Origin of the sequence: Arthrobacter sp. UYEF20, assembly GCF_040546335.1 — a bacterium.
Taxonomy (GTDB): Bacteria; Actinomycetota; Actinomycetes; order Actinomycetales; family Micrococcaceae; genus Arthrobacter.
The window spans coordinates 202,006-227,052 of sequence record NZ_JBEPNP010000002.1 but is presented as its reverse complement, the minus strand read 5'-3'; the positions used below and the strand labels follow the sequence as shown (position 1 = coordinate 227,052).

At 65.4% G+C, this 25,047-nt stretch carries 25 protein-coding genes; 5 read left to right on the top strand and 20 right to left on the bottom strand.

Annotated features, from left to right (window positions below):
• Nucleotides 1-49: 49 nt before the first annotated feature.
• Entirely contained in the window at nt 50-1,915 is a 1,866-nt protein-coding gene (locus ABIB26_RS03535) for a hypothetical protein (protein WP_354239637.1), read from the bottom strand.
• A gap of 340 nt (nt 1,916-2,255) precedes the next feature.
• Between ABIB26_RS03535 and ABIB26_RS03530 the strand changes: the two genes are divergently transcribed.
• Entirely contained in the window at nt 2,256-3,449 is a 1,194-nt protein-coding gene (locus ABIB26_RS03530; protein ID WP_354239845.1) for an AI-2E family transporter, read from the top strand.
• A 12-nt stretch (nt 3,450-3,461) separates the two neighbouring features.
• Here the strand turns inward: ABIB26_RS03530 and ABIB26_RS03525 are convergent, their stop codons facing one another.
• Both ABIB26_RS03525 and ABIB26_RS03520 read right to left on the bottom strand, forming a co-directional pair.
• Entirely contained in the window at nt 3,462-4,286 is an 825-nt protein-coding gene (locus ABIB26_RS03525; protein ID WP_354239635.1) for an alpha/beta hydrolase, read from the bottom strand.
• Nucleotides 4,287-4,309: 23 nt separating this feature from the next.
• A complete protein-coding gene (locus tag ABIB26_RS03520) occupies nt 4,310-4,693 on the bottom strand; it encodes an Rv1322 family protein (RefSeq protein ID WP_354239633.1) in 384 nt (127 codons plus the stop codon).
• Nucleotides 4,694-4,753: 60 nt separating this feature from the next.
• Here ABIB26_RS03520 and nucS point away from each other — a divergent pair, with 60 nt between their 5' ends.
• The 3 genes from nucS to ABIB26_RS03505 all read left to right on the top strand — a co-directional run bounded on the left by nucS (nt 4,754) and on the right by ABIB26_RS03505 (nt 6,438).
• On the top strand, nt 4,754-5,449 hold the full coding sequence (gene nucS / locus ABIB26_RS03515; protein ID WP_354239631.1) for an endonuclease NucS: 696 nt from the start codon (nt 4,754-4,756) through the stop codon (nt 5,447-5,449).
• Between the two features lie 63 nt (nt 5,450-5,512).
• On the top strand, nt 5,513-6,052 hold the full coding sequence (locus ABIB26_RS03510) for a GntR family transcriptional regulator (protein ID WP_354239629.1): 540 nt from the start codon (nt 5,513-5,515) through the stop codon (nt 6,050-6,052).
• A 182-nt stretch (nt 6,053-6,234) separates the two neighbouring features.
• On the top strand, nt 6,235-6,438 hold the full coding sequence (locus ABIB26_RS03505; protein WP_024365900.1) for a cold-shock protein: 204 nt from the start codon (nt 6,235-6,237) through the stop codon (nt 6,436-6,438).
• Nucleotides 6,439-6,626: 188 nt separating this feature from the next.
• Here ABIB26_RS03505 and ABIB26_RS03500 read toward each other — a convergent pair whose 3' ends face one another.
• The 13 genes from ABIB26_RS03500 to ABIB26_RS03435 form a co-directional block, all read right to left on the bottom strand.
• Entirely contained in the window at nt 6,627-9,170 is a 2,544-nt protein-coding gene (locus ABIB26_RS03500; RefSeq protein ID WP_354239627.1) for a bifunctional lysylphosphatidylglycerol flippase/synthetase MprF, read from the bottom strand.
• Nucleotides 9,167-10,513 (bottom strand): alpha/beta hydrolase, encoded by a 1,347-nt coding sequence (locus ABIB26_RS03495; RefSeq protein ID WP_354239625.1) that lies wholly within the window; start codon nt 10,511-10,513, stop codon nt 9,167-9,169. Before ABIB26_RS03495 ends, ABIB26_RS03500 begins: the two co-directional genes overlap by 4 nt.
• Before the next feature lie 5 nt (nt 10,514-10,518).
• Nucleotides 10,519-10,950 carry a DUF2550 domain-containing protein gene (locus ABIB26_RS03490; RefSeq protein ID WP_354239623.1) on the bottom strand — a complete coding sequence of 144 codons (432 nt, stop codon included), beginning with the start codon at nt 10,948-10,950 and terminating at the stop codon, nt 10,519-10,521.
• A 9-nt stretch (nt 10,951-10,959) separates the two neighbouring features.
• The gene (locus ABIB26_RS03485; protein ID WP_104172348.1) at nt 10,960-11,244 is read right to left on the bottom strand and encodes a F0F1 ATP synthase subunit epsilon; all 285 of its coding nucleotides are present in this window, start codon (nt 11,242-11,244) and stop codon (nt 10,960-10,962) included.
• A gap of 1 nt (nt 11,245) precedes the next feature.
• A complete protein-coding gene (atpD, locus tag ABIB26_RS03480; RefSeq protein WP_354239620.1) occupies nt 11,246-12,700 on the bottom strand; it encodes a F0F1 ATP synthase subunit beta in 1,455 nt (484 codons plus the stop codon).
• Nucleotides 12,701-12,782: 82 nt separating this feature from the next.
• The gene (locus ABIB26_RS03475; protein ID WP_354239618.1) at nt 12,783-13,676 is read right to left on the bottom strand and encodes a F0F1 ATP synthase subunit gamma; all 894 of its coding nucleotides are present in this window, start codon (nt 13,674-13,676) and stop codon (nt 12,783-12,785) included.
• 76 nt (nt 13,677-13,752) lie between these two features.
• On the bottom strand, nt 13,753-15,390 hold the full coding sequence (gene atpA, locus ABIB26_RS03470; protein WP_354239616.1) for a F0F1 ATP synthase subunit alpha: 1,638 nt from the start codon (nt 15,388-15,390) through the stop codon (nt 13,753-13,755).
• 87 nt (nt 15,391-15,477) lie between these two features.
• Complete coding sequence (locus tag ABIB26_RS03465) at nt 15,478-16,302, bottom strand: F0F1 ATP synthase subunit delta (protein ID WP_354239614.1); 825 nt, start codon at nt 16,300-16,302, stop codon at nt 15,478-15,480.
• Nucleotides 16,302-16,859 (bottom strand): F0F1 ATP synthase subunit B, encoded by a 558-nt coding sequence (locus tag ABIB26_RS03460; RefSeq protein ID WP_354239612.1) that lies wholly within the window; start codon nt 16,857-16,859, stop codon nt 16,302-16,304. The genes ABIB26_RS03465 and ABIB26_RS03460 overlap by 1 nt, the downstream gene beginning before the upstream one ends.
• Nucleotides 16,860-16,912: 53 nt before the next feature.
• Nucleotides 16,913-17,131, bottom strand: coding sequence for an ATP synthase F0 subunit C (gene atpE, locus ABIB26_RS03455; RefSeq protein ID WP_211882710.1), 219 nt, complete (start codon nt 17,129-17,131; stop codon nt 16,913-16,915).
• A gap of 77 nt (nt 17,132-17,208) precedes the next feature.
• Nucleotides 17,209-18,009 carry a F0F1 ATP synthase subunit A gene (gene atpB / locus ABIB26_RS03450; protein ID WP_354239610.1) on the bottom strand — a complete coding sequence of 267 codons (801 nt, stop codon included), beginning with the start codon at nt 18,007-18,009 and terminating at the stop codon, nt 17,209-17,211.
• A 434-nt stretch (nt 18,010-18,443) separates the two neighbouring features.
• On the bottom strand, nt 18,444-18,929 hold the full coding sequence (locus tag ABIB26_RS03440; protein WP_354239608.1) for a hypothetical protein: 486 nt from the start codon (nt 18,927-18,929) through the stop codon (nt 18,444-18,446).
• Nucleotides 18,930-19,060: 131 nt separating this feature from the next.
• Nucleotides 19,061-20,185: an MraY family glycosyltransferase gene (locus tag ABIB26_RS03435; protein WP_354239606.1), complete on the bottom strand. Its 1,125-nt coding sequence runs from the start codon at nt 20,183-20,185 to the stop codon at nt 19,061-19,063.
• Nucleotides 20,186-20,482: 297 nt separating this feature from the next.
• On the opposite strand from ABIB26_RS03435, the gene ABIB26_RS03430 reads away from it, so the two are divergent.
• Entirely contained in the window at nt 20,483-21,379 is an 897-nt protein-coding gene (locus tag ABIB26_RS03430; RefSeq protein WP_354239604.1) for a glycosyltransferase, read from the top strand.
• Here the strand turns inward: ABIB26_RS03430 and ABIB26_RS03425 are convergent.
• From ABIB26_RS03425 to prfA, 4 genes are read right to left on the bottom strand one after another with little or no spacing between them, the layout of a single operon-like run.
• A complete protein-coding gene (locus tag ABIB26_RS03425) occupies nt 21,376-22,149 on the bottom strand; it encodes a WecB/TagA/CpsF family glycosyltransferase (protein ID WP_354239602.1) in 774 nt (257 codons plus the stop codon). The genes ABIB26_RS03430 and ABIB26_RS03425 overlap by 4 nt on opposite strands.
• Nucleotides 22,146-22,895: an L-threonylcarbamoyladenylate synthase gene (locus ABIB26_RS03420; RefSeq protein ID WP_354239600.1), complete on the bottom strand. Its 750-nt coding sequence runs from the start codon at nt 22,893-22,895 to the stop codon at nt 22,146-22,148. The genes ABIB26_RS03425 and ABIB26_RS03420 overlap by 4 nt, the downstream gene beginning before the upstream one ends.
• Nucleotides 22,896-22,910: 15 nt before the next feature.
• Nucleotides 22,911-23,843 carry a peptide chain release factor N(5)-glutamine methyltransferase gene (prmC, locus tag ABIB26_RS03415; protein WP_354239598.1) on the bottom strand — a complete coding sequence of 311 codons (933 nt, stop codon included), beginning with the start codon at nt 23,841-23,843 and terminating at the stop codon, nt 22,911-22,913.
• An 18-nt stretch (nt 23,844-23,861) separates the two neighbouring features.
• Nucleotides 23,862-24,935 (bottom strand): peptide chain release factor 1, encoded by a 1,074-nt coding sequence (prfA, locus tag ABIB26_RS03410; RefSeq protein WP_354239597.1) that lies wholly within the window; start codon nt 24,933-24,935, stop codon nt 23,862-23,864.
• Nucleotides 24,936-25,047 lie beyond the last annotated feature (112 nt).

Genomic DNA, 25,047 nt, shown 5'->3' with positions numbered 1-25,047 from the left:
GGCGGCGGCGGCAGCTGACGCTGCTCCTGCTACCGCTACCGGCGTGGGGCTACTTGAAGCTCGCCCCGACCAGGCCACGGGTGGCGGCAATGAGCTTCATCGGATCCGTGGACCCTGCCGGCGGAACGTAGACCGCCATGGACTCGGCAAAGTTCAGCACCATGCCGGTGCTCGTTTCCTTGCCGCCCGCGAGGGCAGCCGCGTCGTCGCCGATGGTCAGCTTGTCACCGGCGGCCTTGGGAGTGCCGTCGAACCCGAAGTTCAGCCTGCCCAGCACAAGAGCGCCGCCGTCGGCGGTGCGGAACACGATGGTGCTTTCCGGGACCGCCTTGTGCGTGAAGGCGAAGGTGCCGTTGACACCGGAGTTGACCACGTCCGCCTGGTAGGCGAGCGTGTCCGCGATGTACGGGGAGGACTCTCCCTCCACGAGCTTGTCCTTGAACGCGGAATCGGCACTGGTCAGGCGGTCGCCCAGCCCGGCCAGCGCTTCCTCACCGCTGTACAGGAGCCCCGACTTGTCGGACGGAGCAAGCGTCTCGGTGCCGTCCCTCGCGATGGCCGGGAACGTGGTGCCCGGCTGCAGCGGCGTGGTGGCAACGAGTTTGTAGTTCTCCCGCGGTGACGTCTGGGTGAGCGTGAGCAGCTGCGGGACGACATTGCCTTCGCCTTGTGTCACCGCCATGACCGAGCGCGGCCAGCTGCGCTTGCTGGTGACCACCGTGGTCAGGAGCTTGGTCGCCCGGACCGGCATCCGCGCCTCGTAGGAGCCGACCTGGGAACGAATCTTGTAGTTCGCCGTGCGGACTTCGAGCTCTGTCTGCGCCACTCGCGGCTCGAGTTTGGAGGCGTCCTTCGCTGCGTCGCCGGCGTCGACCGCCCCGGCAGCCTGCTCGAGGATCCGGCGGAACTGCACATCGATCAGCACCGGAGCGTCCGGAGCCGTGTCGGCAGCGGCGGACGACGGCGGCGCGGGCGCGGCAGCGGCGCTGGTCGAGGTGACCGGGGCCGGCGCGGGGGTCTGGCTGGCCTGCGCGGCCACGCCGGTGCCGGCGACGGCGGAAGCCGTCAGTACGGCCAGGACCGCGCCGGACCGGCGTAGGCGCCGCCGCGCGGTGCGGGGACCGGCAGCGCTGTTTTCGGCCGGATCCTTGGGTTCCACCGTCGGGATGGCGGATGTTGTACCGGCTGCAGTATCCCCGGCGGGGGCTGTGTCCCCGGCTGCTGCTGTGGTGCGTCCGGCGGCATTTGCCGCCGGACGGCGGCGGAACCGGTTGCCGCGAGAACCGCCGTTGCCGTTTCCGGCACCGGGCTTGGGCTTGGGGACCAGCAGCGCGGCACCGGCGACGATCAGCAGGCCGCCGAGCACCATGAACGGGATGGCCCATGGAGTGGAGGTGTCATTCGGGAAGATCATGGTGATCGACGTCGGGGCCGGCTTGGTGCCGTCCGACGCGAGCAGGAGAGACCAGTCGCCGTCGGCCGGGGGCGTCCACGAGTAGTTCATGTCGCCGCTGGCGTTCTCGGTGGTGACCCACAGGTCGGAACCGGCGGGCGACGGCGCGGTTGCCTCGCCGTCGGTATGCGTCAACTGCAGCGCCTTGCCGTCGTCGGAGACTCCGGAAACGGTGTTGTGGGCGGTCGGGCCGACCCACGCATCGACGTCGTCCGGCCGGCCGGCGGCCAGCATGAAGCTGCCCTCCCCCTGGATCTTGATCTTGACCGTGCCGCCGTGCAGTGTGCGCAGCTTCTCGTCGAAAACGGTCAGCGGCGCCGCGGCGGCGTCGGCAGGGGCAGTGGCCGTGACGGTCTCGGCCGGAGCCCAGAATGTCTTCTGGCCGATTCCCGCCAGCAGTGTCAGGAGGCCCAGCAGCACTAATGCAACTGCAGTCTTAAAACGCAAAATAGTACCTATCATCAGCGGACGCTTAGCTTCAATAGTAACCATTTTGTTACCCAGGAGTCAGATCGGCAGATTTGTCAAGCTCTCCGGCTGCGAGTCCGCAGGCTTTAGATCCGCGCGCTAGCAAGCCTGCTGATAGTCTGTGCGGTGATCATCACATCCGGCCCGCGACCGCGGCTCCGCAGGGGACAAACAGAGATAAAGGGCCTTCAACGCAGTGAGTGAACACACGGATTCGTCCCCCGCAGGACAAGAAGAAAGCCAAGAATCCGAATCCGAATCCGACGGACACGGACACGGACCCAACGAACGCGGACCCGGACCCCAGGAGCACGTTTCGAACCGCCGGGCCGCTGTGGCTGGAGTGCTGATCGCCCTGGCGCGCCGCCTGCGCCAGCCCCTCCCTGGGGCCCAGCCGCGGCTCCGTTTCGAAATGCCGCCGGAGCATGAAGAGGAAGCCCCCACGCCGGAAGCCGAGGACAGCGCCCGCTTCGGCGACCCCGGACCGCGCATGTCCTCCAAGCATCCCCTCTACGTCGGGTTCATGGGGACGGTCGGCGTCGGCGTAGCGCTGCTGGTGTACTGGATCGGTTCCAACACCACGCAGCTGCTGCTGTGGATCGTGGCCGCACTTTTCATCGCCCTCGGCCTGGACCCCGTGGTGCGCTGGCTTGAGGGCAAGAAGGTCCCCCGGGCCGCCGGCATCGTGGTGGCCGTCTCCGCCCTGACCCTGGCCGTGGGCAGCTTCTTCGCCACCCTCATCCCCACGATCGTCCAGCAGGTGACCCAGATCGTGCAGGAGGCGCCGCGCTGGATCCAGGACTTCATCGACTCGGACTTTTTCCGAAGCGTCGACAACCAGTTCGGCGTGCGGGAACGCATCACCCTGGAACTCGAAAAGTTCGTCAATAACCCGGAGGCGATGGGCGGCATCTTCGGCGGCGTCGTCGGCTTCGGCTCCACCGTGGCAAACGGCCTGTTCGGGGCGCTGATCGTCCTGGTCCTGAGCCTCTACTTCCTGGCCGCCCTGCCTGCCATGAAAAAATGGGGCTACCGGCTGGCGCCACGGTCCCGGCGGGCCCGGGTCGAGGCCCTCTCGGAGGAAATCACCGGTTCGGTCGGCAACTACGTGATCGGCCAGGCCGTCGTCGCCCTGCTGAACGCCACCTTCGCGTTCATCGTGATGTCGATCCTCGGCGTCCCGTTTGCCGTGCTGCTCGCGTTTGTGGTGGCCTTGCTGGCCTTCATTCCGCTGGTCGGCGGCATGATTGCCGGCGTGCTCGTGACGCTGATTGCCCTGACCGCGGGCTGGCAGACGGCCGTCGTCTACGCGATCTGCTACTTCGCCTACCTGCAGTTCGAGGCCTACTTCATCTCCCCGCGCATCATGCAGAAGGCCGTCGCGGTGCCCGGCGCCGTGGCCGTCATCTCGGTGATCGCCGGCGGCAGCATCCTCGGCGTCCTCGGTGCGCTGATCGCCATCCCTACTGCCGCGGCGATCATGCTGCTGGTGAAGGAAATCTTCATTGTGCGCCAGGACAATCACTGACGGGAAGGTGCCTCAGGCGTGTGCCGTGGCCACCGGGCCGTCCCATTCCTGCGGCAGCGCAGTACCCGTACTGCCGGCCCCACCGGTTCCGCCGCTTCCACCGGGAAGGACCTCGTCCACGATCTCGTTCAGGACGCGGCCCGCGTACTTCTCGCCCACCCACAGATGCTTGGCGCCGTCGACTCCTACCACACGGGCCTGCGGCACCAGGCTGAAGCGCTCCGCCGCGGCGGCCGGCTGCAGGTAGTCGTCGTGCTCCGGAACCAGCACCTTCAGCGGCTTGCCTGAGCCGGCCCATTCCGCCAGGTGCGCATTGGTGGCGCGGTGCAGCGGGGGCGAAAGCAGGATGGCGCCCTCGATCTCGGAAGCCACCGGCCCGGACGCCCCGTACATCAGTGCGAGCTCCGTCCCGAACGACCAGCCCACCAGCCAGCGGTTAGGCAGCCCGCGGTCCACGGCGAACTGCACGGCGGCCTCAACGTCGAGGCGTTCGCCGATGCCCTCTTCAAATGCCCCTGAGCTGGTGCCGCGGGGCGAGGCGGTGCCCCGGGTGTTGAACCGGAGCACGGCGATTCCGGCCAGGGCGGGCAGGCGGTAGGAGGCCTTCCGGTAGACGTGGGAGTCCATGAACCCGCCGTGTGTGGGCAAGGGGTGCAGGGTGATCAGGGTCGCCTTGATCCCGCCGGATTCGGGCAGCGCCAGCTCGCCGACCAGCCGGTGGCCGTCCCCGGTGCGGAGCTCCACGTTTTCCCGATGCGCCGGGAGCACGGTGGAGGCGCGGATCACTGTGGGTTCGGAAGGCTGGCTGAAAACGTACGACGTCGGGTCAAAAGTCATGCTGTCCAGCTTAGCGAAACCGGTCAGCGATACCGGTAGTTGCGCGAGGTCCAGCAGTTCGAATGCCAGTGCCGGCGCTCGGCCAGACCGGCGGCCGCACCGAAGATATGGTCTTCGGACCAGACCACAAGATGCGCCACCCCCGGCAGCACGGAGGTGTTGCAGCCCGGGCAGATATAGCTCTTCTCGGCCCGTGCCGCCGTGATGGGGCGGACCATCCATTCCCCGTCCGGTGCGCTCTCCCGGCGGGCAAATCCCGAGCGTGCGCGCTCCAGGTCCAGCTCCGGCACTGGCCCGCCCTTGGCCCCGGGCCGCGCGGTTTTTCCGGCACCCGTTCTTCCCGAGGCTGTTCTTCCAGCGCCTGTCTTTCCAGAGACAGCGCGTCGGGGTCGGTTGGAACGGGGCATGCTTCCATTCTGCCCCAGCCCGGATGCCTCCCGCTCCCTTCAGACGGTAGTGTTGACCGGGTGCGTTTAGTCATAGCCCGATGCTCTGTCGATTATGTCGGCCGGCTCAAAGCCCATCTTCCGCTGGCCACCCGCCTCCTGCTGGTCAAGGCCGACGGCTCCGTCCTGGTCCACTCGGACGGCGGATCCTATAAACCGCTGAACTGGATGAGCCCGCCGGCGTCCCTGCGCGTCTCCACCCCGGACGAGGTGGACGTCGAGCTCGGGGTGATCGAGCAGTGGACGGTCCAGTCCGCCAAGACCGATGACCGGCTGATCATCAACATCCATGAGCAGCTGCATGAGACTTCCCACGAGCTGGGCCAGGACCCCGGCCTGATCAAGGACGGGGTCGAGGCGGACCTGCAGCGGCTGTTGGCCGACCAGATCGAGCTTCTCGGCACCGGATTCTCCCTGATCCGCCGCGAGTACTTCACCGCGATCGGACCCGTGGACATCCTGGCCCGGGACGCCGACGGCGCCACCGTCGCCATCGAGCTCAAACGCCGCGGCGACATCGACGGCGTCGAACAGCTCACGCGGTACCTGGAACTGCTGAACCGCGACCCGCTCCTGGCCCCGGTGCGCGGGGTCTTCGCCGCCCAGCAGATCAAGCCCCAGGCGCGGGTCCTCGCGAAGGACCGCGGCATCGATTGCCTCACGCTCGACTACGACGCCATGCGCGGAGTCGACGACGTCGAGTCCCGGCTGTTCTAAGGCCACGCCGTTGCCCGGTCCTGGAGGGCCAGGGCGGAGAGAGCCTTGTGAAAGACTGGGGAGATGGTGGTGGCAGCAGCATTTGAGAACGAGAGCCTCTCGGAAAAGGTCAAACGGACCATCGTGGACCGGGTGGTTGACGGCACCTACCCACCGGGCACCCGCCTCGTAGAACTCCAGCTCGCCAAGGAGTTCGGCGTCAGCCAGGCCCCTGTCCGCGAAGCCCTGCGGGAACTGTCCTCCACCAGGCTGGTCGAAAACATCCCCCGCCGCGGAACTTTCGTTCGGTCTGCTTCCCAGGATGACCTTGCGGAGGTTTATTTTGTCCGCCTCGCACTGGAAGGAACCGCCGCGGCGGCTGCTTATCCGGCGCTGCACGCTGACCCGTCGCCGTTGCGCGAGGCGCTGGCCGGCATGCGTGAGGCCGCCACGGCAGGTACGGCCCCGGCCTCTGACCGGGGCCGTACCCAAGCTCCCCGCTTGTACCGCTTTCCTGACAACGGTACCGTTCCGGGAATTCGTTCCCTCTCGGGTTCATCCGTTCTTTGTACAAAATTTACGGAATTCTCTGCCGCGCCCGTTGACCTGACGCAACTGTCATGAAATTCTTATACGAGTCTTTGTGTACGTGTTTTTTCATGCTCGCAAGACATGTTGCGAGCGTGAAGCTCCGGCCGCCGAAGCCCGGTTCTCCCGGTCCGAAAGCCAAGGTTCTTCTCGCAGAGTGACCAAGTCCGGCACGAAGTGTGCCGGACTTATACAAGATCCACAATGAGGAGAAATACATGGCACAGGGAACCGTCAAGTGGTTCAACGCTGAAAAGGGCTTCGGCTTCATCACCCCGGATGACTCCGATGGCGATGTCTTCGTTCACTACTCCGAGATCCAGACCGGCGGCTTCAAGACCCTCGACGAGAACGCTCGCGTTCAGTTCGAGATCGGCCAGGGCGCCAAGGGCCCCCAGGCTACCGGCGTTACGCTCGTCTAGTCACGCACTTCGGAACTGCCTGAGGCAGTCTCCGAGTGGAAATGATCCCCGGCATTAGTGCCGGGGATCATTTTTTTGGCCTCGTTGAACACCTGTTGCTCGTTGCACGCCTGTTGAACGACGCCTCAATTCGCATTCCCGCCGGACAGCGCGGAATGGCCCGGCCCGCAATCGGCCCGCTCGCGCAATTAGCCCACGAGGGTCCTCAGCAGCCGCGCGCTCTGCCGCACCGACAGGCCGGGAAGGTAGGCCCGGCTCAGGGCCCGTCCGATGGCAGGCAACTGCAGTGGGTCCTGGTAATAGAGGTAAAGGGTACGGTAGTCGGGTTTAAACCTTGATTTGAACGTGGCGAGGGAACGGAATCCATAAACCGGTTCCAGCGCCAAGCCCACCACGTCCAGGATGCCCGCCAGGCCTTCGGGTTTGCTGGCCGCCTCTTCCTTGGCGAGCGGCGATCCGGACAGCGAAATTACCTCCACCGAGCTCCGCAGCTCCTGCACGGCGGAGGCGATCAGGAACTCCATCACGCCGGGGAACGCCGCGCCGCGCCTGCGCATGAAGTCCAGGGTCCAGCTCACCAGGTTTCCGTCCTCATACACCGGCAACCAGCTGGTGACGCCCTGCACCTGGCCCCCGGCATCCACCGCAAGGCAGCAAAGCACGTCGTCGTCGTCGAGTTCGTCAATTCCCCCCAGGGTGAAGCCCATCTCGGGGACCGACTTCTGCGCAGCCCATTCTTCGGAGACCTCGCTCAGCTGGGCGCGCAGCGGCGCCGGGAAGCCGCTGTAGCGGCCCCAGACCGCCTGAACGCCCGTCTTTGCGGCCCGGTTAAGGGCGGTCCGGACGTTTTGCCATTCCTTGCCCTTGAACTCGAGTTCGCGCACGGCCAGCCTGGTTTCCTGGGCCACGGCCACCCGACGGAAGCCGCGTGACTCAAGGCCCGGCCACAGCCCGTCCGTGCAGGAGTAGAAGCACGGGATGAGGGCATGCTCCGCGCAATAGCGCATGAACCCGGCTGCTGTGTCCTGATGGAGCGCCGCCGGCCCGAACGGGCCGGCAAGGGTCAGCGCGACGTTGCCGTGTTGCTGGTAGGCCACCCCGCTGCGCCGGTCCGGCGTGAACCAGTACTTGTTCGGTTCCCAGAGAGCCATCCAGGACAGCGCGTCGCCACCCTGCCGGATCAGGCCGCGGGCCACGTCCCGGTCCCCCGAGCCTGCATCGGTGCGGTGCAGGCGGCGCAGCAGGACCAGCCACACCGCGGCCAGGGCAACAACCCAGAACATGATGCCGGAGTATGCGAAGAGGAAGGCCTCGAGGGCGTTGCGGTTCTGGAAGATGCGGTTGTAGGCACCGGGGATGGGCAGCGGCAGGTATTGCCGGGCCAGCTCGGCGGCAAGTCCCTGCAGGCCGCCGTCGCGGTCCATGCCTCCCGCGGCGAGCCAGGCCGCGGTGTAGCCGGCCGCCAGCAGCAGCCAGGTGCCGCCGACCACCACGCCGAGGGTGCGCCGGGCCCTGGGCGTGGTCTCGACGCGGAACTGCCGGCGGTTGGCCCAGAGCAGCACAACCAGCAGCAGCGGGACCGCCACGAGAGGCAGCACGTGGACAAACCCGGACCCCAGCACGGCGGAATGGGTCCGGCTGTTCGGGTAGTGCGGAATCCGGGCAAACAGGGCGAGGTACACCGCCGCCATCGCCGTCACCGCGAGCTGGACAATCACGGCGATCCGGAGGGCGAGCCGGCGGCCGTGCCGCATGCCGTCCGCGCAGATGAGCAGAAGCACCACGGGTACTACCGCCAGCGCAAGGCCCAGCGGGCCGGCGAAGCCCGCCTGCCCGATCTCGAGGCATCCGACGTCGATGGTGCCGCCGCAGTTCTGCTCCAGCTGGCTCAGCGTGGGCAGGGGGTTCAGGACAACATCCCGCAGCAGGGCCAGGGGCCCGGTGGGGCTCCTCACCGCGGCGGTGAGGATGGGTCCGACGGCGAAGATCGCCACTGTGAGGGCCAGCAGGTTGCGGGTCTCGCGCCCGGTTGAGCGGTGGCGGTGGAGTGTGCCCTTGTCGACCTGGATCCACCAGCCCGCCGCCATCCCGGCCAGCGCCCCCGTGAGCCCGACGATCGTTTCCGGGTGGCCGACGTACAGCACCAGCAGGAGCGAGGCCGAGACCACGGCGGTCCGCAGCCGGCGCTGCCAGAGCGTGGACAGCAGGCCGCTGGAGGCCAGCGAGACGGCGAGGACGGCGGCATAGGGGCCGATCAGCCCGGCGTCGACCATGAGGCCCAGCCAGCCGTCGCCGGCATAGCGGGCGAGCTGGGTCAACAGCAGGAACAGGGTCACGGCGGCAAACTGGCCGGCAAAGAAGAACACGGCCGTGCGCCTCGAACCGAGCCGCCGTTCGGCGAGGCCCAGCAGCAGCAGGATCATGAGCACGGCCGAGAGATAGGCCAGCAGGTTGGTCGCGAAGAACAGCGAGGTGAACAAGGACCACCAGTGCCCCGCCTTCAGGCCCGGGGCGCTGACGGAGGCCACGCCAAGCAACGGCTCCGGCGGCCCGGAGAGGAAACTGCCCGTGACCGCCCCGGTGACGAGGAACACGCCGAGGACCGCGAGCGTGAACGGTACGGCCCGGAAGTGGGCCAGGACCCCGAGCAGCCACTGCCGCGAAACTCCCCCGAGCGCCGCCCCGCGCCGCCCCGCCCCCAGTTGCCCTCCGGTGGCGGCTACCGGCCTCATGGCTGGATTCCCCAACGCGCTGCCAGGAAATCGAGGCCGCCGGGCAGCCCGCTGGAGGCCGTCTGCCACGAATGCCCCGCGTTGGCGATCCTGCGGGTTTCCACGGTGAAGCCGGCTGTCCGCGCCGCTTCTGAGAGCACGTCCACATAGCCGATGAACTCGGGATCGCGGGCACCGGCCGTAAAGTAGATGGCGTCACCCTCGAAGCGGCGCTCCGCCATCAGGCGCAGCGGCGTCAGGCGGTCGAAGGCTTCGGCATCGCCGCCGAAAGAGGCGCCGATTGTCTTGTCGCGTTCCTTGGCAATGGCCGGTTCCCTTTCGCTCGAGAACGCCAGGGCCGCCGGGTAGATCTCCGGATGGCGGGTCACCATCTGCATGGCGCAGGTGCCGCCGAAGGAGAATCCGCCGACGGCCCATTGCCGGCGATCGGGGGCGACGTCGAGCGTCTGGCTGATCCAGGCCGGGACATCCTGGGACAGAAAGGTGTCGGCCTGCGCGATCCTGCTGTCCATGCACATCGTGTTGCCGGAGGCGGACCCGTTCGGATCGACCACCACCGTCACCGGCGCCACGCCCTGGTGCACGGCTGCGAAGCGGTCCATCCGGCTGCGGAGCGCTCCCCCGGTAAGCCAGTCGGCCGGAGCCCCCGGCTGGCCGGAAAAAAGCACCAGCACGGGCAGTGCCGGCCGCTGGGACGAGAAGTAGGCCGGCGGAAGATAGATGTAGGCGTCGCGGCTTTGGAAGCCAGACTTCGTGCCGGGGATCGGGGCCCGCCGGAGCTGACCGCCGTCGGGGAGGCCTGCCGGCGCCTGCCAGCGGGACAGGCTCACGCCGGAAGGTGCCCCGGGTGCGCGCTTCAGGCCGTCTTCGAGGGGCTGGATCCTGGCCGCGGCTGTGCCGGTCAGATCGCTCACGGTGTGGTTCAGCCCGAAATAGTCGTTGATCTGCACTGCGGAAAGCGACACGACGCCCAGGACGGCAGCGGTCGCGGCGGCGGTTTTCCGCCAGGGCCGCGCGGCGCGCTCCGCCCCCCAGGTCCTCCGGAGCTGAAGGAGCAATAACAGCACGGCAGCGACGGCGGGAACCGACCAGGCCAGGACATCCAGCGGAAGTAGCTCGGGAAAGACCGAGAAGACGTAGACCAGCAGCCAGTGCACGCCGGCCACGAGGGCGGCAGCGGGCAGGGCCGAGACGAGGGCGGCGGCGCCTGCCCCGAGCACCCGTCGAGTCCAGGACACGTCCGAACGCCACCAGAGGAGATAGAGCAGGCCGGCAGCGCCGGCGGCCCAGGCAGACCACAGCACCGGGCCGTCAACAAGGCTGATGTCTTCAACGAAGTCCACCGGGGCTAGCGCCAGGTACCGACGCCGATGACCGGTCCCGCTTCGAGCCAGGAGGACAGGCCGGTGTAGGCGTCGAACCTCATCGCGAGCAGGACGTCCTGGCCTTCGTAGCGGAGTTCAACGATCACCGCGTCCGGCTGGACCTTCACGAGTTCGGACTCCGTGGGCCTGCGCCGTCCCAGCAGCTCAATCGAGCTGCGGCGGAAGGTGTGCTTGGGCCGCGTGCTGAGCGAGGCCAGCCGGAACCACTCCAGCTCGTTGTCCTGATAACGGCAAACCCCCATCTGCCAACTGTTTCCAGCCGTGCAAATGGAGGCGTCCACCGTGCCGAGGGCGCGCCGCAGATTGAAGCGGCGCACCCCCGAAAGGCACAGTGCAAGTACCAGCAACGCAAAGATCGTTGCCAGGACGATGAACGGATAACCAGGAACGTTCATCGGGTCGTGCTAGCGGATCCCAGCAGTAGCCGCGTCACCCATTTGGGCGTTGTCGGCAACAATGACCACCCGGTTGTTATCGACCGAAAAGAACCCGCCGTCGACAACTACAGCAATGCGGTCACCGGACACCGGCTCGATTGCCAGTTCGCCTTCGGCCAGAATCGCCAGCAGGGGCGAGTGGCCGGGCAGGATTCCGATTTCACCATCGCTGGTGCGGGCCTTGACCATCTTGGCCGCTCCGGACCACACGAAGTGGTCCGCTGCGACAATCTCAACCTCAAGCTCAGCCATATTACTTGGTCTGTTCCTGGATCTTGGCCCACTGGCGCTCAACGTCATCCAGGCCGCCGACGTTGAAGAACGCCTGCTCTGCGATGTGGTCGAGTTCGCCGTCGCAGATGGCGGTGAAGCCTTCCACCGTGTCCTTGATGGAGACGGTGGAGCCTTCGACGCCGGTGAACTGCTTGGCGGTGTAGGTGTTCTGCGAGAGGAACTGCTGGATGCGGCGTGCACGCGACACGACGATCTTGTCCTCTTCGGAGAGTTCGTCAACGCCGAGGATGGCGATGATGTCCTGGAGTTCCTTGTTCTTCTGCAGGATCTGCTTCACGCGGACGGCCGTGCTGTAGTGGTCGTTGCCGATGTACTGCGGATCCAGGATGCGGGACGTCGACGTCAGCGGGTCAACGGCCGGGTACAGACCACGGGAAGCGATTTCACGGGAAAGTTCCGTGGTCGCGTCGAGGTGTGCGAAGGTGGTGGCCGGAGCCGGGTCGGTGTAGTCATCTGCGGGGACGTAGATGGCCTGCATCGAGGTGATGGAGTGGCCCTTGGTGGACGTGATGCGCTCCTGGAGGAGACCCATCTCGTCAGCCAGGTTGGGCTGGTAGCCCACGGCCGACGGCATGCGGCCGAGGAGGGTGGAGACCTCGGAGCCTGCCTGGGTGAAGCGGAAGATGTTGTCGATGAAGAGCAGCACGTCCTGGTTCTGCACATCGCGGAAGTACTCCGCCATGGTCAGGGCGGACAGTGCCACGCGCAGGCGCGTTCCCGGCGGCTCATCCATCTGGCCGAAAACAAGGGCGGTGTCCTTGAGGACGCCTGCCTCTTCCATTTCAACCCAGAGGTCGTTGCCTTCACGGGTACGCTCGCCGACACCGGCGAACACCGAGGTGCCGCCGAAGTTGCGGGCAACACGGGTGATCATTTCCTGGATCAGCACGGTCTTGCCGACGCCGGCACCGCCGAACAGACCGATCTTGCCACCCTTGATGTACGGGGTGAGAAGGTCGATGACCTTGATGCCCGTTTCCATCATCTCGGTGGAACCCTCGAGCGTCGCGAAGGCGGGAGCCTTGCGGTGGATGGGCCAGCGCTCGGTGATCTCGAGTTCCGACTCAGCCACGTCAAGCGGCTGTCCGAGGACGTTGAAGATGTGTCCCTTGACGACGTCGCCGACGGGCACGGAGATGGGGGCTCCCGTGTCCACGACAGCGGTACCGCGGACGAGGCCGTCGGTTGCCTGCAGGGAGATGGCGCGGATGACGTTGTCGCCGAGGTGCAGCGCAACTTCAAACGTGATGGTCTTGGTCTCACCGAGGAGAGTAATCTCCGTGGTGAGGGCGTTGTAAATCGAGGGGATTGCGTCAGCCGGGAATTCGACGTCGACAACCGGGCCAATAACACGTGCAATACGGCCGGTAGCACCGGTCGTCGCGGCTACGTGATCGGTAGCAGTGGCAGTCATCTCTCTCACTTCACTCAGTAGATGGCGTTGGGGTTAAGTCTATCTTTTGGTGCAGGTACAGCTGGTTCCGGCAGCGTGCTGGCTAGGACGCGTTCAAGGCGTCAGCACCGGCCACGATTTCGGACAGCTCCTGCGTAATCTCAGCCTGACGGGCAGTGTTGCGCAGACGCGTGAACTTCTTGATGAGATCCGTGGCGTTGTCGCCGGCGGACTTCATTGCCCGCTGGCGGGCTGCGAGCTCGGAAGCTGCGGCCTGCAACATGGCGGCGAAAATGCGTGATTCGATGTAGCGCGGCAACAGAGCGTCGAGAACCTGCTCCGTTTCCGGCTCGAATTCGTAGAGCGGCAGGAGGTCCGATTCGGACGCCGCCTGCTCTTCAACAACCTCAAGCGGGAGAAGACGAATGACCGTCGGCTCCTGGGTGACCATGGACTTGAAGCGGGTGTATACGACATGGATCTCGTCGACGCCGCCCTCTTCATAGTCCGCCGCAAAGTCAGTCAGCAGTGCCTCGCCGACTTCCTGCGCGGTAATGAACTCCGGGGAGTCCGTGCCGCCGGTCCACACACGCTCGTAAGGACGGTTCCGGAAGTCGAAGTACGCCTGTGCCTTGCGGCCCACCAGGTACGTCTTAACTTCCTTGCCTTCCTTGTGGAGCAGCTCGTTGAGGCCTTCCGCCTGCTTGAGCACGCTCGCCGAGTACGATCCTGCGAGGCCACGGTCCGAGGTGATTACCAGGACGGCGGCCCGGCGGATCTGCTCCGGCTCGGTGGTCAGCGGGTGGTCGATTTCGCTCTGGCTTGCGACAGCAGAAACGGCACGCGTGATCGCGTTTGCGTAAGGCAGTGAAGCTGCTACGCGTGCGCGGGCCTTGCCGATGCGCGAGGTAGCGATCAGTTCCATCGCCTTGAAGATCTTGCGCATCGACGTCGTCGAGCTGATCTTCTGGCGGTAGACCCGGATCTGGGCTCCCATACTTATCCTTTCCTAAGATCCCGATGGCCGGGACTGCCGGAACCTAAGTGGGCCCCGGCAGTCCCTGCCAGCGAAACTAGCGCTTCTGCTTGACGATTTTTTCCTGGTCGACCTGCGCCTCGTCGATGGGGGCGTGCTCCTCGTGCCCCGCACCTACCAGGTAGCTGTCCCCCTGGCCGAAGAAGCCCTTCTTGAAGTCCACGATCGCGGTCTTCAGTGCTTCCGCGGTGTCATCGTCCATGACGTTGGTCTGGGCCAGCGTCGTCAGGATGGAGGACTTGTGCTTGAGGTGCTCCAGGAACTCGGTCTCGAAGCGGCTGATGTCTTCCACCGGAACCTCGTCGAGGTAGCCGTTGGTGCCGGCCCAGATGGAGACGACCTGGTCCTCAATCGGGAACGGCGAGTACTGGCCCTGCTTGAGCAGTTCCATCAGGCGTGCGCCACGGGTCAGCTGCTGGCGCGATGCGGCGTCAAGGTCCGACGCGAACATGGCGAACGCCTGCATGTCGCGATACTGGGCCAGTTCCAGCTTCAGGGTACCGGAGACCTTCTTCATGGACTTGACCTGGGCGGCGCCACCGACACGCGAGACGGACACGCCCACGTCAACAGCGGGACGCTGGTTGGCGTTGAAGAGGTCCGACTGCAGGAAGATCTGGCCATCGGTAATGGAGATCACGTTGGTCGGGATGTAGGCGGAGACGTCGTTTGCCTTCGTCTCGATGAGCGGCAGGCCGGTCATCGAACCGGCACCGAGCTCGTCGGAGAGCTTGGCACAACGCTCCAGCAGGCGGGAGTGCAAGTAGAAGACGTCGCCCGGGTAGGCTTCGCGTCCCGGCGGGCGGCGGAGCAGCAGCGACACTGCACGGTAGGCTTCGGCCTGCTTGGACAGGTCATCGAAGACGATGAGGACGTGCTTGCCGCCGTACATCCAGTGCTGGCCGATTGCCGAACCGGCGTACGGTGCCAGGTACTTGAAGCCTGCGGGGTCGGACGCGGGAGAAGCCACGATGGTCGTGTATTCCAGTGCGCCGTTGTCCTCAAGCGTCTGCCGGACAGCCGCGATCGTGGACGCCTTCTGGCCGATGGCCACGTAGATGCAGCGCACCTGCTTCTTGACGTCTCCCGAAGCCCAGTTGGCCTTCTGGTTGATGATCGTGTCGATCGCGATTGCGGACTTGCCGGTCTGGCGGTCACCGATGATCAGCTGACGCTGGCCGCGGCCGATCGGGATCATGGCGTCGATAGCCTTGAGGCCGGTCTGCATCGGCTCGTGGACCGACTTGCGCTGGGTCACGCCGGGCGCCTGGAGTTCCAGTGCACGGGTGGTCTCGGCCTTGATCTCGCCGAGGTCATCAATGGGCTCGCCCAGCGGGTCGACCACGCGGCCGAGGAAGGCATCGCCCACCGGCACGGACAGAACCTGTCCGGTGCGGTGAACTTCCTGGCCTTCTTCGATTCCGGTGAAGTCACCGAGGATTATGACGCCGATCTCGCGGACGTCGAGGTTCTGGGCCAGGCCCAGCGTGCCGTCTTCGAAGCGAAGCAGCTCGTTCGCCATGACCGAGGGAAGGCCCTCAACACGGGCGATGCCGTCACCTGCGGTTGTTACACGGCCGACCTCTACGCGCTCCGCGTTTCCGGGTTCGTAGGACGCCGCGAACTCGTTCAACGCAATACGGACGTCGTCGGCGTTGATGGTCAATTCGGCCATCTGCAGTCCCTGCTCTCCTGTTTTCGTGATCATCGTTGCTCACGATGACCGGGGTTTCGTTTCGTTAAGTTGTGCTTGTCCGGCTAGCTAAGCAAGCTGACGGTGAAGCTGGCCCAGGCGGGCAACAACCGAAGCGTCAACCACTTCGTCACCAACCTGGATCCGGATGCCACCGATCAGCTCCGGGTCAACGTTCATGTTGATCTTGAGCTCGCGCCCGTAAAGGGCGTTCAGCGCCGCGTGCAAGCGACTGGTCTGTGTCTCCGTCAGCGGACGGGTGACGCCGACCGTAGCAATCCAGCGCTGCTGGCGCTTGGCTGCAAGCTCAGCGAAACGACGCACGAGCTTGGTGACCTTGAGGCCGCGGGGCTGCGAGACTGCCTGTCCGATCAGGACTTTCGCTTCCTCGCTTGCACCGGGAACGAGCTTTTCGGCGAGGGAAATCTTGGCAGCCGGGCTCGCCTGCGGCTCGGACAAGGCACGCTGTACCTCGTGGTTTGACTCGACGGCCTGGCTGAAGGCGAACAGATCGTTTTCCAGCGCTTCCAGGCCGCTGATTCCCGAGGCAGAGATGGCCGACTTGTTTTCAGCAACGGCGATTACCACCGAAGCGGCAAGAGTCTCGAGTGCATCGCCGATATCCCGTGCCGCTGCCCAGCGTGAGCTGGCCAGTCCGCTCGCGATTTCCGCAGCATCCGCGGAGACTTTTCCGCCGAAGAGCTGCTTGACCAGCGCCGACTTTTCGTCACCGCTACGGGACGGGTCAGTCAGGGCGCGGCGCAAGCCAGCCGAGCTGTCCACCGTTCCCAGGATTCCGAAGAGGTCCTTAGCCAACTGCAGCGATGCGCCAGGAAGCTTGGCTTCCAGCGACACCAGGGCTGCGGCCAGCGATTCGCTCGATACACCTGCCATTACTTGGCTGCACCTGCGTTCTGGGTCTCCAGATCTGCCAGGAAGCGGTCAACCACACGGGCCGAACGCGCGTCATCGCTGAGCGCCTCGCCGACGATGCGACCTGCCAGGGTGGTGGCCAGCGTGCCTACCTCCGCGCGGAGGGACACTACGGCCGCCTGACGCTCGGACTGGATCGCCGCGTGAGCCTGCGCCGTGATGCGGGCAGACTCTGCAGCTGCCTTCTCCTTCAGATCCGCCAGGATCTGAGCGCCTTCGGCACGTGCTTCCTCGCGGATGCGGTTGGCCTCGGCACGGGCGTCAGTGAGCTGCTGCTTGTACTCTTCGAGGGCAGCGGAAGCCTCTGCCTGGGCCTTTTCAGCCTTGGCAATGCCGCCTTCAATGGCCTCGGCACGCTCTGCGAAAGTCTTCTCGAACATCGGGACAATAAACTTGACCACGATGTACATGAGGACAACAAAGCCGGCGAAGACGACGCCCATTTCCCAGGGATTGGGAACGAGCGGGTTGGCCGCCTCGGCGCCTTCCGTGGCGGCTGAGATGATCATTTGATGCATAATTCACCCGTCCTTATCTACTCGGTTCTGGATGTTCGCTAAGTTCTGCAGGTTTACTTGAGAACGAAGGCGAAGACCAGGCCGAGGATGGCGAGGGCTTCAGTCAGCGCGAGGCCGAGGAATGCGATCGGCTGCAGTACGCGCTGCGCTTCCGGCTGACGTGCCACACCGTTGATGTAGGCAGCGAACACGAGACCAACACCGATACCACCGCCGATGGCGGAGAGGCCGTAGCCGATGAGGTTGAGGGAGCCGTTAATGGAGCCGTTCATTTTTTTCCTTTCAAGATGCCATCCAGGTGGCAGGTTGTTTGGTGTGCTTCATCCCGCGGGGGGAAGTTTGTGGGTGCCTAGTGGCTGTCCGCGTGCAGGGCGCCTTCGATGTAGATGGCGGTCAGCAGCGTGAAGACGTAGGCCTGCAGCGCCATGATCAGCGCTTCCAGCATGTACATGGCGATTGAGCCGGCCAGTACCAGTACGGAGGCGCCCTTCAGGAGCACGCTCTCCTGCATGACGAGGAATTCAATTCCGGATCCCGCGATCATGACGATGAGGTGGCCGGCCAGCATGGTGGCGAACAGACGGAGGCTGTGCGTGACGGGACGGACCAGGAAGTTGGAGATGATCTCGATCGGTATCACGATCGGCAGGATGTAGAACGGAACACCGGAAGGAACGGTGGCCAGCTTGAAATACCTGAGGCCGTTCTTCTTGATACCGATGCCGATCCAGGTCACGTAAACGATCGCTGCGAGCACATAGGCTCCGCCGACGTGCGAGAAGCTCGGGAGCTGGATCACCGGAATCGCACCGTAAATGTTGTTCACCAGGATGAAGAAGAAGAGGCTGAACAGCAGCGGGACGAACTTCATGAAGTCTTTGCCGCCGATGATGTCCTTGGCTATGCTGTTGCGGACGAAGCCATAGGCCATCTCGCCTGCGAACTGCAGTTTGCCGGGAACCAGCTGCTGCTTCCGCGCAGCTAGCAGAAAGAATGTGGCGATAATAACGACCGACAGGATTACCAGCAGCATCTGCTTGGAGAATCCGTCTGCCGCGCCCCACGGCAGGATTGCCGGCAGGTGCAGTTCTTCAATTCCAGGAGGAGTGAACTCTCCTGAATTTTGGGCCGGGAGCGCAAGCGCGATCAACGCGTTTCCTCTCTGCAGTGTCCATCATTGGGCGTTGGTCGGGGACCGGCGACATTCCTGTCAGCCATTCCCCCTGTGAAATTGTTTGGCATTACTGTTCCTCGTCCTTGGACGGGCCACGTGCAGCATTGTCCCCGCCAGCCGAATTAGCCGAACTGGTGAGGCCGTGCATATGAGAAAGATAGAACCCTCCCGCGGCTCCAAGCAGAGCGCCTGCGAGCACAATCCAGCGGGTTCCCCACAGATTATCCAGACCCCAGCCTATCAAACTCCAGACGACGATTCCGCCAACAATGTAGCTGAAGACGGCTATCCCGGCGTTGTATCCGCCGTCCCTGCCGTTCTCGGATACACCGGGGGCGCCGGCCGTAGTTTTGGGGGCATCGGGCCTGGTTCCGGTGGCCTTATTAATTGGTCTGCGTCCGGCTTTGCGGCTAAACATCGGTGCCGCCTTCTGTGGTTTCGGGATCGTTGTAGATCTGCAGCCGCGCCTTGCTGAAGCCGTAGATCTCTGCCGCCTGCCAGAACACCACGGTCACGACGGCGCCGATCAGGAACCAGCGGCCGTGCAGCCACGCCGGCGCCCCAATGGCGAAAAGAACGACGGCAAACCCGACCACCTTGACGAAATAAGTGGCCGCGAAGAGGCCGATGGCTCCGGAAGAGTGATTCCGGCCGCCGAAGTGGCCCACCAGGAGGCTGATCGCGAAGAAGGCGATCACCAGGGCCCCACCGAAGAGGGACGAAAGCGCAGCCGCCTGGCCGTCCAGCAGGAGCGCCGCCAGGCCGGTGAGCAGCAGGGCTCCGCCGCCAACGGCCGAACTGATGGCCAGCAGGTGCAGCCACAGTGATTTTGCGGGACCTGAGACACCAACGGGTCCGTTGCCGGACGCAGGTCCGGGTTCGGCGTTGGCGGTCATGAGATCCCAATCGTCTAAGGGTGGTTGCTGGTCAGGATGGCGCGGCGATTGGCCGCTCCTGAATTCTACAGCAGATAGAAATTATTCGGAAAAGGGGGTCAGCATCCCGGTCCGCGGTACATTTCCGCGGTTCACTCCTGCGTCCCGGTCATCTGTCCGGGGGCGCGCGTCCGGAGGTAGGGCCAGGCCGTCACCACGGCCATGATGGCGGTGGCGGCCGCGTCGACGGCCACCACGATCTGCCAGGGGAAGATGGCAAAGGCCAGTCCCCCGAAGGCCAGGATGCAGGTCCACAGGTACATCAGCACGACGGCGCCCCGGTGCGAGTACCCGATGTCCAGGAGTTTGTGGTGCAGGTGTCCGCGGTCGGCGGACCACGGCGAACGGCCCAGGGCCGTGCGCCGCACCACCGCCAGGCTGAGGTCCAGGAGCGGGAGGAACAGCACGGCGAAGGGCAGGAGAATGGGGATGATGGTGGGGATACCGTTGGCCCGGTCGTAGAGCCCGGAGCTGATCTGGCCGGTGGACACGACGCCGGCCGAGGCCATCAGCAGGCCGATCAGCATGGCCCCGGAGTCACCCATGAAGATCTTCGCGGGGAACCAGTTGTGCAGCAGGAAGCCGACGCAGCTGCCGACCAGCACGGCGGTCAGCAGCGTCGCGAGATCGGACTTGTCCAGCACGTCTGAGTTCCGGTGCACCCAGTAGGCCGTGAGGAAAAATGCCGCACCACCGATGATCGCGACGCCCGCGGCGAGGCCGTCCAGGCCGTCGATGAAGTTGAAAGCGTTCATGGTGGTCACGATCAGCCCGGCTGTCAGGATGATGTTCAGCGTCGGGTTCTCGACCACGATCGGCTCGGGGACAAAGGGGATAATCGTCATCCGGACTCCCCAGATGGCTACGACCAGCGCTGCAGCGCTCTGGCCGATCAGCTTGACCCACCAGCGCAGGTCCAGCAGATCGTCGGCCACTCCTACCAGGACAATTACCCCGGCACCCACGAGGATGCCCCACGGCGCGGCGTTGTTCCGGAAGATGTCCTTGACGAAGAAGGAACTGCTGGCCACGAGCAGGGCAACCAGTACGCCGGCAAAGATGCCCAGGCCGCCGAGCCTGGAGATCGGGGTGGAATGCATGTCGCGGCTGCGGATGGGCGAGAACAGTTCCAGCTTGTTGCCGATCAGGCGGGCCCCCCACGTCGCCGCATAGCTCACCACCGCGGCGCACAGGCCCATGAGCAGGTACATAATCACGGCAAATCCACCTGCCCGGAGACGTCAGCGCACGCCGCACCCGGCTGCACATTCCGCAGCCACGGTGTCCGTAGCGGGTTTGGGGAGGGGGGTGACGCGAATGGCCGTGGAACTGTCTTTCGGTAAATGAAACTTCTCCGTCGCCGGGCTCAGGGCAGGCAGTGCGTAGTGCCTGACAGGGCTGTATTACAGTGGACTCTAGTCAAGATACTAATGCCAACGGCCACCTGTCTTCGCGTCACACGGCCCCTCGCCGGCGGGAAAAGCACTGACGGCCTGCTGAAAGGACCCCCCGCGATGACCCTGTCGGTTGCAGTTGCCGCCGTGACGTTTGACCGTCCCCGGGAGCTGGCGGTTCTGCTGAACGCCATCAACAACCAGACGGCTCCGGTGCACTCCATTTGCCTCGTCGACAGCGGCACGGTGCCCGCCCGGGACGTCGCAGAAGCGCACGGCAACGTGGATTACGTGCGGTCCGAGGCCAACCTCGGAGGGGCGGGCGGCTTCTCCCTCGCGGTCCTCAAGGCGGTGGCCAGCGGGGCGGACTGGATCTGGATGATGGACGACGACGCCGAACCCGCCGATGCCCAGTGCCTCGCCACCCTGCTGCGGGAGGCTGAGGCCCGGAATCTCGACGCCGTAGTCCCGCTCGTGGTGGCCCCCGGGCACCCGGACCGGCTGTCCTTCTTCTTCCGTCTGGACGGCAAGGTCACCCATGAGCGGGCCGAACTGGAAAAGGTCGGGTTCCTCCCGGATGACGGACACTTCTTCAACGGCGCCCTCATCCGCTCCGACGTGTTCTTCAAGGTGGGGCTGCCGGATATGCGCCTCTTCATCCGCGGCGACGAAGTGGACTTCACGATCCGGCTGCGGAAGGCCGGCATCCGCTTCGGCACCGTGACGACGGCGGCGATCACGCACCCGCACGCGTTTGCCGAGACAAAGCATGTCTTCGGAGCCCGCTGGCATGTGATCGTTCCGGAAACCGCCTTCAAGCGCTACTACTACTACCGCAACCGCGGCTACCTCATCCGCCGTTATTTCCGCGTCAAGTCCCTTGTCGCGGATGTCGGCGGTTACCTCGGGTATTTCCTGCGCCGCGGTGATTTCCGCGGCCTGGCAGACTGGTTCCGGGCGTTTTCCACTGGGCTCCGCGGCAAGGGCTTCGGGCCCCTGGAGGACCAGAAATTCTAGCGTTTGCCGCGTAGCCGCCGGCGACGCCGGATCAGCAGTCCCATCAACACCCAGGGTTCGCCGAAAACGCGATACGCCACGCGCTTCGGGTGCAGCAGTAGCCGCCAGGCCCATTCGAGTCCAAGGCGTCCGATCCAGCGCGGTGCCAGTTTCTGGATCCCCGCAATCTGCTCGATGGCTCCGCCCACGGTGCAGTACACCGCCGGGGGCAGGGACGAGAGGGTGCGCTGGAGCACCTGCTCCTGCAGTGGCATTCCGAGTCCCAGCAGCACCAACTGCGGGCGGATGCCCTCCAGCCAGGCGATGGCCTTCTCCTCCAGCTCTTCGTCCCAGCCCTCGCCGGGCATTCCGTCCACCTGCGCATGCGGGACGACGTCCTTGAGCCGCGCCACGGCCTGGGCGTTGGCCACGCTGCCGGCCCCGATGATGGCGATCCGCTCGAGTCCCTCGACGTGCGCCAGCGCCGGGATCCAGTCGGTTGAGCCCAGCCGGTAGTCCATGACACGTTCCTTGGCGCCGTCCCCTTCCAGGCTCTTGGCCCAGAGCCACAGCACGGGGGCGCCATCGAGGAGCACCACGTCGCTCTGCTCGTAGAAGGAACGGAACCGTGGATCGGAATGCAGCAAGGTGACGCTGTGGAGGTTGTGGCCCACTATGGTCCTGGTGCTGCCCTCGGCGATGAACCGGTCCAGGACGTCCGTCAGTTCGGCGATAGTCATGGGTGTCGCGTCCACCTCGAGAACGGGGACATGCTGCCGGTGCAGGGTCATGCTGGACCGGATCCTTCGACGGATCGGGTCGGCTCATTCTCCGGCCCGGCGGCGGCCCCGGCGTCGGAAGTCTCTTCAGGGGCGTTGCCGTCGATGTCCAGCAATCCGGGGACCACATCGCGCAGGCGTTCCAGGCTGATAGCGCCCTGGCGGACCACCCGCAGGGGCAGGGCGGTGCCGTCAACGATGGTGGAAGGCAGGGCCTCGGCACCTTCGGCAGGCCGGTGTCCGTCTTCAAGGTAGACCTCGACGGACTCCGCGAGCTGTTCCTCGGCCTCCGCAGCGGTCTGCGCTGCCGCGTGTCCCGTGCGGTTCGCGGACGAGACAGCCAGCGGTCCGGTGATGGTGAGGAGGTCCTGGGCGATGTCGTCGGCCGGGATCCGGAGCGCCACGGTACCCTTGGTCTCCCCGAGATCCCAGTCCAGCGAGGGCTGGGCATGCAGGATCAGGGTCAATCCGCCGGGCCAGAAGGCCTCGGCGAGGCGCCGGGCCTCAGCCGGGACGTCGGTGGCGAGGCCGTCGAGGGCGTTGAGCCTGGGGATGAGCACGGGCGGCGGCATCTTCCGGCTCCGGCCTTTGGACGCCAGCAACAGGGTCACGGCCAGGGGCGAAAAAGCATCGGCCGCGATCCCGTATACGGTGTCCGTGGGAAAAACCACGCACTTGTGTTCCCGGATGGCCCGCTGGGCGTGCTCAAGTCCTGCGGCGCGCTGCTCAGCTGCCGTGCAATCGTAGCTAGTCGTCACTGCCCTATTCTTTCATCACTTCCGGGCTGCTCTGTCCGCTGCGCCCGGGCCGTCAGGACGGGCCGTCAGAACCGCGCTGGTTGCGCGTTCCTTGCCGTTGAGGTCCAGGTGCGTGGTCACCTCGGACCACACGCCGGAACGGTTCAACATCCCAGCTATCCAACGTGCCTGGACCTCCGCGTGTTCCATCACGAAGTAGCCGCCGCCTTTCAGCAGCCGCGCGGCGGAGGCCGCCGCCGCCGTCGGAAGTTCCATGCCGTCCGCTCCCCCGCCGTAGAGCGCCTCGGGCGGGTCGTGCAGCGCCACTTCCGGCTCGTTCGGGATGGCTTCGGCGGGGATGTACGGAGGGTTGGAGACGACGACGTCGAAGCTGCCGTTGTGCTCGGGAAGGGCATTGCGCAGATCGCCACGCACCAGCGTGACGCCGAGCGGCAGCAGGTTCTTCGCCGCCCATGCGTGTGCGAATTCGCTGAATTCCACCGCGTGGACCTCGGCGCCGGGCACCTCGTGGGCGATCGAACCGGCAATGGCGCCGGATCCGGTCCCCAGGTCCACCACCTTCGGGTGCATGTTGCCCTGCAGCCGATCCGCGTCTTTGAGCCAGTCGTCTTTGAGCCAGTCAATGACCAGCTGCACCACGGATTCGGTCTCCGGGCGGGGAATGAACACGCCGGGGCCCACGGCCAGTTCCAGGTAGCGGAAGTGCGCGACGCCGGTGATGTGCTGCAGCGGGACGCGCTGCGCGCGCTCGGCCACGAGTTCGGCATAGCCGTCCGGCGCCGGCGAGTCGCCCAGCATCAGCGCGCGGAGCCGCCCCAGCCCGACGCCGAGGAGGTGCTCGGCGAGGAGTTCGGCGTCGACCCGCGGACTGGGCACCCCGGCGGCAGCCAACACGGCTGTCGCGTCGCGGACTGCTTCCGCAAGGCTCAGCGCAGGGCCCTCAGTCATCACCACGAGACCTGGGACTTACTCGCCGATGGCGTCGAGCCGGGACTGTTCGTCCAGCTCGATGGCCGACTGGATCACCGGTTCCAGATCGCCGTTCATGACCTGGTCCAGGTTGTAGGCCTTATAGCCGGTGCGGTGGTCCGCAATCCGGTTTTCCGGGTAGTTGTAGGTGCGGATGCGCTCGGAGCGGTCCATGGTGCGGATCTGCGACTTGCGCTGGGCCGAGTTCTCGGCGTCGATCTGTTCCTGCTGGTGCGCCAGGATGCGGGCGCGCAGCACGCGCATGCCGGCTTCGCGGTTCTGAAGCTGCGACTTCTCGTTCTGCATGGCCACCACGATTCCGGTGGGAAGGTGGGTGATGCGGACGGCCGAGTCGGTGGTGTTGACCGACTGCCCGCCCGGGCCGGACGAACGGTAGACGTCGATCTTGAGATCGTTCTGGTTGATCTCGAGTTCCTCGGGCTCATCCACTTCGGGGAGCACCAGCACGCCGGCAGCCGAGGTGTGGATCCGGCCCTGGGATTCCGTCACGGGGACGCGCTGCACGCGGTGCACGCCGCCTTCAAACTTGAGCCGCGCGTAGACGCCCTCGGCGGGGTCGTTCGAGTTGCCCTTGATGGCCACCTGCACGTCCTTGTACCCGCCGAGGTCCGATTCGTTGGCCGAAATCATTTCGGTCTTCCAGCCGCGGGACTCCGCGTAGCGGGTGTACATCCGCAGCAGGTCGGCAGCGAACAGGGCAGCCTCGTCGCCGCCCTCACCGCCCTTGACCTCGAGGATGACGTTGCGGGCATCGTCCGGATCCCGCGGGATCAGCAGCCGCCGCAGCTTCGCCGCCGCCGTCTCCAGCGCGGCCTCCAGCTCAGGCACCTCCGCGGCAAACTCCGGATCCTCACCCGCCATTTCCTGGGCGGCCGCCAGATCGTCCTGGATCCCGTGCCAGGCATGGTAAGCCTCCACAATGCCGTTCAGCTGAGCCGAACGCCGCCCCAGCTTCCGGGCCAGCCGCTGGTCAGCATAAACAGCCGGATCCCCAAGCTGCGCCTGGATGGCATCATGCTCATCCAACAGCCCCTGTACGGACTCAAACATTTTCAAAACCTCTTTCGACTCTCTCAAGTCTAGTAACGCGACAGCGAAGGTGGGCAAACAGCGAGCCGTTCGGTTTTTGCCGCCCCGGGAGTGCGGTCGATGACTCCCAACC